15 protein-coding genes and 1 rRNA gene are annotated in these 14,513 nt (G+C 68.1%); 3 read left to right on the forward strand and 13 right to left on the reverse strand.

Translation table 11 applies throughout. From position 1 onward, the window contains the following. Positions 1–97: 97 nt before the first annotated feature. Complete coding sequence (locus AB0876_RS31465; protein ID WP_526043866.1) at positions 98–850, forward strand: O-methyltransferase; 753 nt, start codon at positions 98–100, stop codon at positions 848–850. Here the strand turns inward: AB0876_RS31465 and xerD are convergent. The 6 genes from xerD to AB0876_RS31495 form a co-directional block, all read right to left on the reverse strand. Further along, a complete protein-coding gene (gene xerD / locus AB0876_RS31470) occupies positions 847–1,803 on the reverse strand; it encodes a site-specific tyrosine recombinase XerD (RefSeq protein ID WP_526043867.1) in 957 nt (318 codons plus the stop codon). The genes AB0876_RS31465 and xerD overlap by 4 nt on opposite strands. Next, complete coding sequence (locus tag AB0876_RS31475) at positions 1,800–2,420, reverse strand: NUDIX domain-containing protein (RefSeq protein WP_526043868.1); 621 nt, start codon at positions 2,418–2,420, stop codon at positions 1,800–1,802. Before AB0876_RS31475 ends, xerD begins: the two co-directional genes overlap by 4 nt. Further along, positions 2,413–4,182, reverse strand: a complete 1,770-nt coding sequence (gene pyrG / locus AB0876_RS31480) for a CTP synthase (RefSeq protein WP_526043869.1) — start codon at positions 4,180–4,182, stop codon at positions 2,413–2,415. Before pyrG ends, AB0876_RS31475 begins: the two co-directional genes overlap by 8 nt. A gap of 135 nt (positions 4,183–4,317) precedes the next feature. After that, positions 4,318–5,259: a copper transporter gene (locus AB0876_RS31485; RefSeq protein WP_491840804.1), complete on the reverse strand. Its 942-nt coding sequence runs from the start codon at positions 5,257–5,259 to the stop codon at positions 4,318–4,320. Between the two features lie 14 nt (positions 5,260–5,273). Then, positions 5,274–6,458 (reverse strand): putative cytokinetic ring protein SteA, encoded by a 1,185-nt coding sequence (gene steA, locus AB0876_RS31490; RefSeq protein ID WP_491840803.1) that lies wholly within the window; start codon positions 6,456–6,458, stop codon positions 5,274–5,276. A 100-nt stretch (positions 6,459–6,558) separates the two neighbouring features. Beyond that, entirely contained in the window at positions 6,559–7,080 is a 522-nt protein-coding gene (locus AB0876_RS31495; protein WP_526043870.1) for a CGNR zinc finger domain-containing protein, read from the reverse strand. Positions 7,081–7,219: 139 nt separating this feature from the next. Here AB0876_RS31495 and AB0876_RS31500 point away from each other — a divergent pair, with 139 nt between their 5' ends. Then, a complete protein-coding gene (locus AB0876_RS31500) occupies positions 7,220–7,681 on the forward strand; it encodes a VOC family protein (RefSeq protein ID WP_526043871.1) in 462 nt (153 codons plus the stop codon). Positions 7,682–7,696: 15 nt separating this feature from the next. Further along, entirely contained in the window at positions 7,697–8,599 is a 903-nt protein-coding gene (locus AB0876_RS31505) for a pyridoxamine 5'-phosphate oxidase family protein (protein WP_491840976.1), read from the forward strand. Here AB0876_RS31505 and recN read toward each other — a convergent pair. The 7 genes from recN to rrf form a co-directional block, all read right to left on the reverse strand. Then, on the reverse strand, positions 8,596–10,359 hold the full coding sequence (recN, locus tag AB0876_RS31510; protein ID WP_526043872.1) for a DNA repair protein RecN: 1,764 nt from the start codon (positions 10,357–10,359) through the stop codon (positions 8,596–8,598). The genes AB0876_RS31505 and recN overlap by 4 nt on opposite strands. A 6-nt stretch (positions 10,360–10,365) precedes the next feature. After that, positions 10,366–11,289, reverse strand: a complete 924-nt coding sequence (locus AB0876_RS31515) for an NAD kinase (RefSeq protein WP_055114685.1) — start codon at positions 11,287–11,289, stop codon at positions 10,366–10,368. Then, entirely contained in the window at positions 11,286–12,095 is an 810-nt protein-coding gene (locus AB0876_RS31520) for a TlyA family RNA methyltransferase (protein ID WP_491840799.1), read from the reverse strand. Before AB0876_RS31520 ends, AB0876_RS31515 begins: the two co-directional genes overlap by 4 nt. A 6-nt stretch (positions 12,096–12,101) precedes the next feature. Further along, positions 12,102–12,308: a hypothetical protein gene (locus tag AB0876_RS31525; RefSeq protein ID WP_491840798.1), complete on the reverse strand. Its 207-nt coding sequence runs from the start codon at positions 12,306–12,308 to the stop codon at positions 12,102–12,104. A gap of 28 nt (positions 12,309–12,336) precedes the next feature. Continuing rightward, positions 12,337–13,353 (reverse strand): HAD-IIA family hydrolase, encoded by a 1,017-nt coding sequence (locus tag AB0876_RS31530; protein WP_491840797.1) that lies wholly within the window; start codon positions 13,351–13,353, stop codon positions 12,337–12,339. Between the two features lies 1 nt (position 13,354). Beyond that, positions 13,355–14,209: a tetratricopeptide repeat protein gene (locus AB0876_RS31535; protein WP_491840796.1), complete on the reverse strand. Its 855-nt coding sequence runs from the start codon at positions 14,207–14,209 to the stop codon at positions 13,355–13,357. Positions 14,210–14,389: 180 nt separating this feature from the next. Then, positions 14,390–14,503, reverse strand: a 5S ribosomal RNA gene (rrf, locus tag AB0876_RS31540). Positions 14,504–14,513: the final 10 nt, after the last annotated feature.

Genomic DNA, 14,513 nt, shown 5'->3' on the forward strand with positions numbered 1-14,513 from the left:
TCCCGCAGTCTCGGCGCACATATCCCGGCAAGTTTAACGTCGTCATGCAGCCAGAACGGGCAGACCCGCGGGCAAACAGGCGCATATGGTGTGCGTCATGAGTCTCAAACAGCGGCTGCCGCTGTTGCGGTGGTCGTTCATCCGGATGGGAATCGGCGCCAGGCACTTCTCGAAAACCGGGCAGTGGGGCGACGGACGCGAGGCCGCGGCCGCCGATTATGTGGTGGCCAATGCCCGCGCCGGCGACCTCGACGACGTCATCGCCACCATCGACAAGTTCGCCTACGAGAAGTCGTTCCTGATCAACGTCGGCGACGAGAAGGGTGCGCTGCTCGACGCCGCGGTCGTGCGGGCCGACCCACGTCTGGCGCTCGAGCTGGGTACCTACTGCGGCTACGGGGCGATGCGGATCGCACGCGCCGCGCCGGCCGCCCGGGTGTTCTCGGTCGAGTTCTCCCCCACCAACGCCGACATCGCGCGACGCATCTGGGCTCATGCCGGGGTGGCCGACCGGATCACCTGCGTGGTCGGGACCATCGGGGACGGCGGCCGCACGCTGGACGCCCTGGCGGCCGACGGATTCGAGAGCGGCGCACTGGATTTCGTGTTCCTCGATCACGAGAAGAACGCCTACCTGACCGATCTGCAGAGCCTGCTGGACCGCGGTTGGCTGCACCGTGGCTCGATCGTGGTGGCCGACAACGTGAAGCTGCCCGGCGCCCCGAAGTACCTGGCCTACATGAACGCGCATCAGGGCTCGCAGTGGGACACCAAGCACCACAAGACCCATGCCGAGTACCAGACGCTGCTGCCGGATCTGGTGCTGGAGTCGGAGTACCTGGGCGGCTAGCGCGCCCGCGGGTGGGCCCCTGCCCAGACCTCGCGCAGCGTATGCACCGTGACCATGGTGTAGATCTGCGTGGTGGTCACCGAAGCATGGCCCAGCAGTTCCTGGACCACGCGCACGTCGGCACCGCCGTCGAGCAGGTGGGTCGCGAACGAGTGCCGCAACGTGTGCGGTGAGACGGCCGACGCGATGCCGGCCCGCGCCGCGGCATCCTGCAGCACCTGCCAGGCACTTTGGCGGGACAGTCGGCCACCGCGGGCGTTCAGGAAGATTCCGGGGGTGCCCCGGCCCCGGCGGGCCAGGTCCGGACGCCCCCGCACCAGGTACGCGTCGAGCGCGGTGACAGCCGGGCGCCCGATGGGCACGAGCCGCTGCTTACCGCCCTTGCCGCGCAGCAGCACCGAACGCGCGTGCGTGTCGATGTCGTCGATGTCGAGTCCGACGGCCTCGGAGATGCGGGCGCCGGTGGAGTACAGCAGTTCCAGCAGCGCCCGGTTTCGCAGCGTCAGCGGACCGTCGGCCTCGCTCTCCCCACCGGCGGCCTCGAGCAGCGCGAGCACCTCGTCGAGGCTGAGGCTCTTGGGCAGCCGACGACTCGGCGTGGGCGGTTTGACCCCGCGGGCGACGTCGAGTGCGGTGATGCCCTCGGCCGTGGCGAACCGGTGAAGTCCGCGGACCGCGACCACTGCCCGCGCGGCCGAAACCGCCGACAGCGCGGTCACTCCCGATTCCGGGTCCCCCCGACGCAGCGCGATCAGGAAGTCGCTGACATCGGCCTCGGCCACCTCCGCTAGATCCGCGATTCCCCGCTGGGTCAGGTGTTCGGCATAGCGACGCAGGTCGCGCCGGTAGGAGCTCAACGTGTTGGCCGCCACGCCCCGCTCGATCGTCAGGTGATCGAGGTAGCCCTGCAGCTGGTCGTCGAGGGCCGATCGGAGGGGTGACGGTGTGGTCATAACAGACCTTTGCGCCGCCTGAACGCTGTCGGCCGGTCGGTCCACACCGCGTCGACCGGCCGTAACGCCTCCGCATCGGGCATCGCGTGTGCGGCCAGGATGCCTGCCACCGCAATGCCGTTCACGATGTCGCCGGAGAACACCCTCCGCACGGCGTCTGCCAGCGGCACCCGCTCGACCACCATGTCGGCTTCCTCGTGCTCGGCCTCGGGACGCCCGACGTCGGTCAACCCGGTGGCCAGGTAGATCCGCACACTCTCGTCGGAGAACCCCGGCGTCGAATCGAGATCCACCAGCACCCGCCAGTGCGCGGCGGCCAGCCCGACCTCTTCTTCGAGTTCGCGCGCGGCAGTCACCTCGGGAGGCTCCCCGCCGAGGTCGAGGAGGCCGGCGGGCAGTTCCCAGAGCCGACGTCCCAGCGGGTGACGGTACTGGTACACCAGTACCACATTGCCGTCCTCGTCCAGGGCCACGACCGCGACCGCACCGTAGTGCTCGACGACCTCACGCCGGGCCGACCCGCCGCCGGGCATGCTGACCTCGTCCGCGCGCAGCGCGAAAATGTTTCCGACGTAGACGGTTTCGCTGGTCAGCGTCTCGAAGTCGTGTTCAGCCAAGAGAGGCGGCTTCGTCCACCGGACTCGCGCCGTCCTCGACGTCCTCGGACTCCTCGGCGAAATGCTCGGGAAGGTCCATGCCGGGCAACCGCTCTGCAGCCTTGTAATCCAGCGCCGCGCCGATGAATGCCGCGAACAGCGGGTGCGGGCGCGTCGGCCGGCTCTTGAGCTCAGGGTGGGCCTGCGTCCCGACCAGGAACGGGTGGATGTTCGAGTCGTACTCGACGAACTCCACCAGGTGCCCGTCGGGCGAGGTGCCGCTGAACCGCAGCCCGCTCTCGGCGATCCGGTCGCGGTAAGCGTTGTTGACCTCGTAGCGATGCCGGTGCCGTTCGGACACCTCGGTGGCCTGATAGGCCTGCGCCACAATCGATCCCGATTCCAATACGGCGGGATAGGCACCGAGCCGCATGGTGCCGCCCAGGTCGGCCTCGCCTGCGACGGCGTCCTCCTGATCGGCCATCGTGGAGATCACCGGGTCCACTGTCTTCGGATCGAACTCGGCCGAGTTGGCTCCGGTGATCCCAACGGAGCGGGCCGCTTCGATCACGATGCACTGCAGCCCCAGACACAGTCCGAGCACCGGCAGGCCGCGCTTGCGGGCGAACCCGATGGCCCCCAGCTTGCCCTCGATACCCCGGATGCCGAACCCGCCGGGAATGAGGACTCCGTCGACATCGGACAGGGCCGCCGCAGCACCGGCGTCGGTCTCGCAGTCATCGGAGGCCACCCACCGGATCTCCACCTTGGCGCGGTGTTTGAAGCCGCCGGCGCGCAGCGCCTCCGCCACCGACAGGTAGGCGTCGGACAGGTCGATGTACTTGCCCACCAAGGCGATCCGAACCGTCTCCTGCGGCTCGTGAACCCGGCGCAGCAGGTCGTCCCACTCCGACCAGTCCACATCGCGGAACGGCAGGTTGAGCCGGCGCACCACATACGCGTCAAGTTCCTCGCGGTGCAGCACCTTGGGGATGTCGTAGATGGACGGTGCGTCAGGAGTGGAGATCACCCCGTCGATGTCGACGTCGCACATGAGCGCGATCTTGTTCTTGAGCGGTTCGGGGACGTCACGATCACACCGCAGGATCAGGGCATCGGGGGTGATGCCGATGCTGCGCAACGCGGCCACCGAGTGCTGCGTCGGCTTGGTCTTGAGCTCACCGGACGGGGCGAGGTAGGGCACCAGCGACACGTGCAGGAAGAAGCAGTTGTCCCGGCCGACTTCATGGCGCACCTGGCGGGCGGCCTCCAAGAACGGCAAGGACTCGATATCGCCCACCGTGCCGCCGATTTCGGTGATCACCACGTCGGGGCGCTGCCCGGACGAATCGGGCTCGGCCATGGCCAGGATCCGGCTCTTGATCTCGTCGGTGATGTGGGGAATCACCTGAACGGTGTCGCCCAGGTACTCGCCGCGGCGTTCCTTGGCGATCACCGTGGAGTACACCTGACCGGTGGTCACGTTTGCCGACTGGGAAAGGTTGCGGTCCAGGAACCGCTCGTAGTGGCCGACGTCGAGGTCGGTCTCGGCGCCGTCCTCGGTGACGAACACCTCACCGTGTTGGAACGGGTTCATGGTGCCCGGATCGACGTTCAGATAGGGGTCGAGCTTCTGCATGGTGACCTGCAACCCTCGCGCGGTCAGCAGCTGACCGAGGCTCGATGCGGTCAACCCCTTACCGAGCGATGACGCCACACCACCGGTGACGAAGAGGTGTTTGGTGGCGGTGTGCGGGTGCTTGCGTAAGGCGGGCAAAAGCATCCTCCGTGACGACTGGCAGGGAATCGAGAAACTGCTGTGGCCTGCCGACCCACGGAATCTCACCTTAACACCGACGCCGACAAGGCGTCGCTGACGCGCCGCATGCGCCGGGGCAAATCGGTGGCCGGAGCGCGCCTATTGCGGGACGGTCACCGACGTCGCGCCCTGCCCGGTGCCGTACCGGCCCGGCTTCCCGCCGCCCGCGAGGTCGCTCAACGCGAGGACGGCCGTGATCTGACCGGCGCTGGAATCGGCGTCGTCCACGGTGCTGACGGTGGCAGTCAGGCCGGCATCGGACCTGGTCACAGCCACGGGACCGGTTCCAGATGCCGATCCTGAACGGCCGACGAGCACAGTTCCGGTGCCGTGTGGGGCCAACCCGGCAGCGAAACGTGCCATGGTTGCGCCGCGGTTGCCGCCGTCTGCACCCAACCCGCCTCCGGTCACGATCAGCGCGGTGTTGGCCGCGCCGATGTGTGGATCGTCATAGGTCAGGAACCCGGTGTCGCGCAGGGCGGTGAGCACGGTCTGACGCTGCATGTCATCGACGGGCGCCGCCGCCGGGTTCCGGTCGATCAGCAGTGTGATCCCCAAGAGGTCACCGGCCTGGGACCCCTGGTCCACCGCCGCGGTGCTCAACTGCTTGCCGGCCGGCACGATCGGCGAATTGACCACCGACAGCAGTTTGTCGGCCGAATTCGCTTCGACGAACTCGCTCGTGAGTGAGATTTTCCCGGTGACCGTGCCGCCGGCGTCGCGGACGAACCGCGACACCGCGTCGACATCACCGTCGGCGGCGTCGGGCGTGCGGAACACCACCACCGACTTGTCCTTCAATGCGTCGCGCACCATCCGGGGCGCCATCTGAGCATCGAATTCTCCTGCGGCATTCAGCTTTTCGTTCAGTGCATTCTTGCCGTCATTGAGAGCCTCGATCTGGTGCTGCAGGTCCTTCTTGTCGTCCCGAAGGCCCGACAGCACCGTGTTGGACAGCAGCCCCGAACCCAGGGCCACCCCGATTGCCAGCGCCAGGAAAACTGCCGCCAGCGAAATGGCGTGCGCGCGTAGCGTGATCACAACTCACCGCCCCGCTAGCTGACCAGGCCCTGCACCCACAGGGTGAAGCGGTTCCAGTAGTCGACGACCCAGTCGAGCACGGCCCCGTCGGCGCGCGACACCCACAGCGCGACCACCACAGCCACCAGCATCGCCAGCACCAGAAGCGCGATCGCCCCGCCGGACACCCGGCTGCGGTAGAGGGTCGCGACCGCCTTGGCGTCGACGAGCTTCTCCCCGACCTTCAGCCGGGTCAGGAACGTCGACGGGTTGCTGCGCTGGCGCGAGCGGTCGAAGAACTCCTCGATCGAGGCGGTGTGACCGGCGGTGACGATCAGCGACGCACCATGGTGGTCGCACAGCAGCAGCGCGAGGTCCGCCGCCGATCCGGCGGCGGGGAAGGTCATCGCGCCGACCCCGAGGTCCTGAATGCGTTCCAGCCCGGCGGCGTGGCCGTCGGCGTCGGCGGGCAGCACCACCTGAGCGCCGCACCGCAGCACCTCGACGCTCATCTTGTCCGGGTCGCCGACGATCAGCGCCGGGCGGTAGCCGGCCTTGCGCAGCACGTCCGCGCCGGCCCCGACACCGACCAGCACCGGTTGGTACTCCTTGATGAAGGGCTTGAGCGCCTTGAGGTCCTCGGCCGCGTCGGGTTCCTCGGCGACGATCACGACGTGGCGGCGGTGCAGGTCCACGTCGACGTTCGGGATCCCGATGCCGTCGATGAGCAGCGGGCTCTCGCTGCGGATGAACTCGATGGTGTTGCCCGCGAAGGCTTCCAGGTGCGCCACGAGACCACTCTTGGCGTCGTGCATCAGCTCGTGGATCTCTTGGTCGTTGCGCTCGGTGCCCACGGCGATCCGCCGGTCACCCGAGTAGACGCCGCCGTTGTTCAGGCGGATCCGCGCTCCGTCTTTGATCTTCTTGAAGACGTCCGACCCTGCCTCGTCGATCAGCACCACACCGTTGGCGACGAGCACCTCCGGACCAAGGTTCGGGTAACGCCCCGAGATGGACGGCGAGGCGTTGACGACACCGGCGATCTGGGCCTCGACAAGCGCATCGGCGGTGATCCGGTCCAGATCCTGAGCGTCGAGGACGACGATGTCGCCAGGGCCGACGCGGCGCAGCAGCCGATCGATGTCGCGGTCCACACGGGCAGTGCCGGTCACTCCCGGACGCGTACTGGCATTGCGAGTGAGCAGCGTGGACATCTTCATGCGCCGATTCTGTCGGGCTTCGCCGGTCGGGCGGCGGAGGCGCGCCGTAACACCAGCCCCACAAGTTGGCTTTTGTCACATCAGTAACAGCACTGCGGTCTCAATCCCGCTTCGCTGCATAGTGCCGTGCGGCCTTCGCGCGGTTCCCACACGTGGCCATCGAGTGCCACCGTCGGGCGCCGTTCTTGGAACTGTCGTGGAACCAGAGAATGCAGTGCGGGTGGGCGCACTGCTTGATCCGGTCGGGTGCCTCGCCCAGCAACCGCAGCAGGTCCCCCGCGGCCAGCCAGCCGGCCAGCCACTCCGGTTGCGACACCTCGACAGCCTCGGCAGGGCCCGATGCCGTGAGCATGCGCCGGAACCGGCCCCGTTCCAGCACGTCATTGATCTCGTCGACGGAACCCGCCTGCACTGCCCGCAGGATCGCCTCCCGAGCCGCGATCAAGGCGACCCGCGACTTCTCGTCAGCCTCGCAGCGGTCGTCCAGCCCATTGGCCAGCAACCAAATGTGGAGCCCATCGACGTCGGCGAGAAGGTCCTGCGGCCCATCCGCTGACATCCATCGGGTGTTCAGCAGATCCAGCGCAAGGGGTTCGCCGACATGCGGGCGCGGATCACGCATACCTGAGGGTAACCACGCGCCCACGACGGCAGGAGCCACCCGCCGAACTAACCATCGAAATATAAATAGATGGTTGACGGCGGAGCTTCTTCAGCTCTAACCTACGTAAGTCGTTTCACCAGTTACCCAGGAGGACTGCATGCCCGTAACCACCCCGCCACAGCTCGCCACCGGACACGTCGGCATCAACGTCACCGACCTGGACCGCTCCGTCGCCTTCTACCGAAACGCATTGGGTTTCGAACCGCTCGCCGTCAACAGCGAGGGCGAGCACCGGTACGCCTTCCTCGGCACGGACGGGACGCTGCGGCTGACCCTCTGGCAGCAGAGCAACGGCCGGTTCTCCACGGAAACACCAGGCCTGCATCATCTTTCGTTCGAGGCAGCCAGCATCGACGAGGTGCGGACCGTCGAGGCGGCGCTGAAGGCGCTGGGCACCGAGTTCGCGCACGACGGTGTCGTCGCGCACGGCGAGGGAACGTCTTCCGGCGGCATCTTCTTCGCCGACCCGGACGGAACCCGGCTCGAGGTGTACGCGCCCAACGGGGCGCAGAGCGCTCCCGCACCCGGCGGGGCGGCCCCCACCTGCGGATTCTTCTGAGCCGGGCCGGTGAACATGTATCACTCGGGTGAGTTGGCGGTGCAGCGGCGGATGGGGCAGGAGGCGATCGCCACCCGCGTCGGCCGCATGATCCGTACCGAAGTTCCCGCGGCCGCCGCCGCGTTCCTCGCCGAACAGCCGATGATCGTGATCGCCGGTGCCGATGACGATGGCCGGGTGTGGACCAGCTTGTTCGCTGGTCCGCCCGGCTTCGTCCATGCCGACGATCCGCGCACGGTCCTGGTCGACGCACTACCCGCGCCGGGCGATCCGGTCCGTGATGTGCTGCGCGGCAGACGGCAGATCGGGATGATCGCCATCGAACCGCAGACCCGGCGGCGGATGCGCGTCAACGGCTCCGCCGAGCCCGCTGGGACGGGACTGCGGATCCACCCCGATCAGGTGTATTCGAACTGCCCGAAGTACATTTCGCGCCGGGACGTCGCCGAGGTGCGGTCCTCGACGAAACTGCCCGACGTCCACCGTGGGCATGCACTGACCGCTCAACAGCAAGCGGTCATCACCCAGGCCGACGCCTTCTTCATCGGGTCGGCGGACGCCGCGGGCAATACCGACGCATCACACCGGGGCGGCAATCCCGGATTCCTGCAGGTGCTCTCGCCCCGCCGGCTACGGTGGCCGGACTACCGCGGGAACTCGATGTTCATGACGCTGGGCAACATCGACGCGAACCCGAGGTGCGGGATATTGGTGATCGACTGGTTCTCCGGATCGACGCTCCAGCTCACCGGAACCGCCGAAATCAACTGGGTTGAAGCCGATCCCGATGCCGGTGCACAGTGCGCGGTGGACTTCACGATCGACGAGGTGGTGGAACTCACCCACGTCAGTCCTCTGCGATGGAGCTCGGCCGAGCTGTCGCCGGCCAACCCGGGCGCGATCGTCGATCAGGACTAGGGTGCGCCGCGCTCCTGCTGCGCAGCCTCGAGCAGTTCCCTGGCATGAGCCCGCCCGCTGTCGGACTCCCCCAGTCCGGCCAGCATCCGGGCCAATTCGGCGACCCGGTCCTCGTCGTCGATGCGGCGCACGCCGCTGGACTTGGCCCGACCGTTACCACTGTCGACCAGGAGGTGCGCATCGGCGAACGCCGCGACCTGAGGCAGGTGGGTCACCACGATGACCTGGTGGGTACGCGCCAGCCGGGCCAGCCGGCGGCCGATCTGCACTGCGGCCCGGCCACCGACCCCGGCGTCGACCTCGTCGAACACCATCGTGGTGCCCGCGGTCGACGCCGAAAGGACCACCTCGAGGGCCAGCATCACGCGGGACAGCTCACCGCCGGAGGCACTCTTGGCCAGCGGCAGCACATCCGCGCCGCGGTGTGCGGTGAACCCGAACTCGACCGCGTCTACGCCGTCGTGGCCGGCATGCAGCATCTCGCCGTCGGGCATGGTCACCGGCGCAGAGTCGTCGGCCCGGGCCGGCATCGGAGCCACACCGATGGTGAATACTGCGTTGGCCATGGCCAGTCCGGCCAGTTCCGCGGTCACCGCCTTGGCCAGCCCCTTGGCCGCCTTGGACCGGGCTTTGGTGAGTTCGCCTGCCGCCGCGACCAGTTGCCCCTCGAGCTCGGCAACCTTGCTGTCCAGCGCAGCCAGGCTCTCCTCGGACACGTCGAGCTGCGCCAACCGCTCAGCGGCGTCGCGTGACCACTCCAGGACCCCGTCGACATCGGCGGCGTACTTGCGGGTGAGTGTGCGCAGCTCTGCCTGCCGCGCCAGCTTGGTCTCCAAAGTGCTGGCATCACTCGGCAATTCGGACAGGTAGTCACCGAGCTCGCCGGAGACGTCGCCGATCACCGCCATCGCCTCGGCCAAGCGGACGGCCAGTGCCTGCAACGCCGAGTCATCGGTGGACTCCAGCGCCGCCTGCGCGCGGCCCACCCCGTCGGCGGCCGAGGTCGACTCCGGCGTGGGCTCATCGAGCTCGCCCGCCAACGCGAAGCGGGCGGAGTGCGCGGCTTCCCGCAGCGCATCGAGTTCCGACAGCCGCCGGATGTCGGCGATGATCGCCTCATCCTCGCCGGGTTGCGGTGCGACCGCGTCGATCTCGTGGATGCCGAAGCTGAGCCGGTCGGCTTCCTGGGCCAGTTCCCGGGCCCGCCGCCGACGGTCGGTGAGGTCACGACGCGCCGCCAGCCACTCGTCGCGGATACGTCGATAGCGGGTCAGAGGCTTGTCCACCTCCGCGAACCGGTCGAGTGCCGCCCGTTGCTCATCGGGCCGCATCAATCGCAACTGGTCGTTCTGGCCGTGCAACGTCAACACCTGGGCGGTGAAGCTGCTCAAGGATTTCGCCGGCACACTGCGCCCACCCAGATACGCCCGAGACGGCCCGGCCCGGCTGACCGAGCGGGCCGCGATCACGCTGCCATCGTCGTCACGCTCGGCGCCCGAGGAGTCCAGGATCTCCTCGACCCGGCCGGAGACGTCCTCGCCGAGTTCCATTGTGCTGAAACGGCCTTCCACCACCGCGCGGTCAGATCCCGAACGCACCCTGGTCGCGTCAGCCCGTGCCCCGCCGAGCAGATGCAGGCTCGTCACCACCATCGTCTTGCCGGTACCGGTCTCCCCGGTCAGCACGGTCAACCCGCGGTCGAACTCCGCGGTGGCGGCGCTGATCGCGCCCAACGACTCGATCCGAATCTCCGACAGCACAGGTATCTACTGCCCCCGCCATCCGGTGACCGGCAGCCGGAACTTGCGCACCAGGCGATCGGTGAACGGCGCCGAATCCAGCCGCACCCATTTCAGCGGGGTGCCGCAGCGCGTCACCTCCAAGCGGCCACCGGCAGGCACGATCATTTCGCGGCGACCGTCACAGAACACCAGCGCATCGTTGCCGCTCGCCTCGATCTCGATCGCGATGCTGGCCAGCGGGCTCGTCACCATCGGACGGGCGAACAGTGCGTGAGCATTGTTGGGTACCACCAGAATCGCCTCCAGGTCCGGCCACAGCACCGGGCCGCCTGCCGAGAACGCGTAGGCGGTGGATCCCGTCGGGGTTGCCACCAGCACTCCGTCGCAGCCGAAGGACGAGACCGGGCGACCGTCCACCTCCAACACCACACCGAGCACCCCGAGTCGCGGCCCCTTCTCCAGGCTGGCCTCGTTCAGCGCCCACCCGCGGTTCACCACATCGGTGCCCACCCGCACCGCGATGTCGAGCGTCATGCGTTCCTCGATGCGGTAATCGCGCTCGATGACGCGATCGAGCACGTGGTCGATGGCCTCCGCCTCGGCCTCGGCCAGGAACCCGATCCGGCCGAGATTGACTCCCAGCACCGGGATCTCGACATTGCGCGCGAGCTCGGCGGCCCGCAGGAACGTACCGTCGCCGCCGAGGACCAGCACCAGCTCGCAACCTTCGGCCGCGCGTTCCTCGGCGTCGACCACCTCGATGTCGACCCCGAGCGCGCGCATGTCATCGGGCGCCAGATGCAGAGGTCCGCGGTCCACGGCCTCCGCCGAGAGCACCTTCAAACCAATGCCGTTGTCGCCGAGCACCTTTTCCACCCGGCGGGCGACTTCGGTCGCCTCGTCGCGGCCGGTGTGCACCACCAGCAGGATCGTGCGTTCAGACGTCATTGCGGTCCCTCCTCGACCGCCTGCCGAACTGCATGTTCGAGCGCCTCGCCGGCCAGCGGACGCTCGGTCTGGGCACGCAGGTGCAGGAAATACTCGACATTGCCCGATGGCCCCGGGAGCGGGCTAGCCGTCACATCGACAGCATGCCACTGCAATGCGGCCGCCTTGCGGGCGACCGTGCACACGGCATCGATGCGCAACTCTGGATCGGATACGACGCCGCCGGCGCCCACCCGATCCTTGCCCACCTCGAACTGCGGTTTCACCATCGGAACGATATCGGCGTCGGCGTCCGCACAGGCCGTCAGCGCCGGAAGGACAGTGGCCAGCGAGATGAAGGACAAGTCGGCGACGACCAGCTGAACCGGCCCGCCGATCGCCTCCGGAGTCAACTCCCGCACATTCGTGCGCTCCAGCACGTGCACGCGCTCATCCGACCGCAGCGGCCAGGCCAGTTGCCCGTAGCCCACATCGGCGGCCACCACCTCGGCGGCGCCGCGGTCGAGCAGCACCTCGGTGAAGCCCCCGGTCGAGGCCCCGGCATCGAGGCAGCGCCGGCCGTCGACGGCGACGTCGAACGCGTCCAGCGCACCGATCAGCTTGTGTGCACCTCGCGAGACCCAGCTCCGTTCCGCTGTGGCGATCACAGTGATGTTGGTGTCCGGGGCAACCGCGGTAGCCGGTTTGGCCGCGGGCATACCGTCGATCCGGACGCGCCCGGCCTCGATCATCTCGGCCGCCTGCTGGCGGGACCGGGCCAGACCCCGTCGCACCAGCTCGGCATCAACGCGAGCGCGCCGCGCCACCGACGCTCACCTTCCGGTCGCCTGCGGTCCGCCCGGTTGCCCCCTGTCGACGGATTCGAGGGCCTGCACGAGCAGATCGTGGGCCTGCTCGAGCCGGGCAGCCACCACGTCGATGTCCATGGCCTCGAGTGCGGACGGATCCACCGCGGGATCCGGCACGCCGGCCAGCACCGCAGCGACCTGGGCGCGCAGTTCGTCGGGATCGGTACTCATATCGACACTCACGCTAGTCGATGACGCACTAATCGACCGGCACCGACAGCAACGACCAACGTTGCAGCGCCTGGCACGCTGTGTCGTCGCCGGCTGCCACTGTGACCGCAGCCGGGTCCAGGTCCGTACCCCACACCGCGTGTGCCGTGGCCCGCACGACCGACAGGTCATCGACCGGTTCCTGACCGGTGGAGTGCACCGTGACCGTGTCGGTGTCGACGTCGATCCGCCAGGCCGCGTCAGGACCGATGCGCAGCGCGTCGGCGGCGGTGTGCAGGCCCCGCAGGTCGGCCGCCAGGTAGCCCGGGCGCTCCGCGGGTACGGCATGGACTGCCTCACGCGCGGTACTGACGCCGGTGAGCACCATGAGACTCGGCAACCTGGCTGCGACGGCTCCGGCGATATCAGTGTCGAGCCGATCCCCCACCACCAGCGGCGCGGCGAACGTCCCCCGACTCAAGGCGTCGTTCATCAGGGTCGGTTGGGGCTTTCCGGCCACCAGCGGATCCTGACCGGTCGCCACGCGCAGTGCCGCCACCATCGAGCCGTTGCCCGGCAACAGCCCTCGTTCCGACGGCAACGTCAGGTCCACGTTGGCCGCCACCCACAACGCGCCGGCCCGAATAGCCAATGCCGCCTCGGCCAGATCCGGCCAGGCGGTAGTCGGCGAGTGTCCCTGCACCACGGCGACCGGGCCCTCGTCGAACGTCCGAACCGGCCGCAGCCCGACCTTGCCGACCTGGTCGACAAGGGCATCGGTCCCGACGACGAGAACCGTCGAGCCCGCCGGCAGCTGGGCGGCCAGAAGGTGCGCCGCACTTTGAGCACTGGTCACCACATCATCGGCGTCGGCGACGAAGCCGAGTTCACGCAGATGCTCGGCAACCTGCTCAGGCGCGCGCGACGCGTTGTTGGTGACATACAGCAGCCGTGCATCCAGCCCGGCCAAGCTCTCCAGCGCGCCCTCAGTGGGCGCATGGCCGCGAAACACCGTGCCATCGAGGTCGAGCAGCAGGCAATCATGTTGCCGTGCAAGCGTGGTCACGTCAGGACAGCTCCGTGATCCGGTCTTCCGCGTCGGTGATTCCCTCGATGTCGGCCTGCTCGGCATGGACGAACCACTGAAGCGCCTCGTCGTTGCGCCCGAGCGCCAGCAGGGTGTCGGCATATACGTAGAACAGCCGGGCCGCAGTCGGTCCCACACTGGTCGGGTCCAGCGGCGGAGAAGACAGGATCGCCAACGCCTGCTCGAACTGTCCGAGGTCTGACCGGGCGCCGGCCGTGACGATGCGCAATTCGTCGGCGTCCTCTCCGGTGAGCGCGGTGGCCTCGTCACTGCGAGCGAGCTCCAGTGCCCGCTCGGGTCGTCCGACACCGCGCTCGCAATCCGCGATCATCGCGAGCAGGGCCGACTTGCTGCCCATTCGCCGGGCCGCACGCAACTCGGCGAGCGCCTGGGCCCAGTCTCCGCTGTGATACGCCGCAATACCGACCGCCTCACGCACCACCGCGATCCGGCCGGCCCGGTTGCGGGCGGCACGCGCGTGGGCCAGTGCCGTCTCGGGATCCTCGTCCAGCAGCTTGCCGGCCATCACGAGGTGGCGGGCGACGAAGTCCGCGGTCGTCTTGTCCAGGGTCACCAGTTCCCGACGGACATCGGGCGCCAGTTCTTTGGCCTCGACGTCGGCCGGCAATCGCGGGCCCTCGGTCCTGGGTTCACCATCAGCTGTCGGCTGCGCCGCCCGGGCCCGACCCGGTCCGGAAGTCCGGGGCGCGCCGGAGCGCTGATCCCGCCCCCGCTGGTCGTAGTGCCGCCGAGGACCCGAATTGTTGCTGGATGTGCGGTCGTTGGATGCACGCCGCGGGCGCCGCTCTGCGTCGCCTTGTCTGTCTCCGACCACGTGTGCCTTTCTACCCGCCCTTCCCGCAAAGGATACTGGCAGCAGCCACGGCCGACATAATTATGTGAGCGCCGACGCAGCGAGTAATCGCTCGAATATCGACTGAATTCGATATCGAGAATTGGTGAATAAAAGCGAATCGCCCCCCACGTAAAACGTGGGGGGCGATTCTTAATTTGTGTTCGGCGGTGTCCTACTTTTCCACCCGGGAGGGTAGTATCATCGGCGCTGGCAGGCTTAGCTTCCGGGTTCGGGATGGGACCGGGCGTTTCCCTGCCGCTATGGACCGCCGTAACTCTATTCA

Origin of the sequence: Mycobacterium sp. NPDC049093 (genome assembly GCF_040704635.1) — a bacterium.
In the GTDB taxonomy this organism is placed as follows: Bacteria; Actinomycetota; Actinomycetes; order Mycobacteriales; family Mycobacteriaceae; genus Mycobacterium.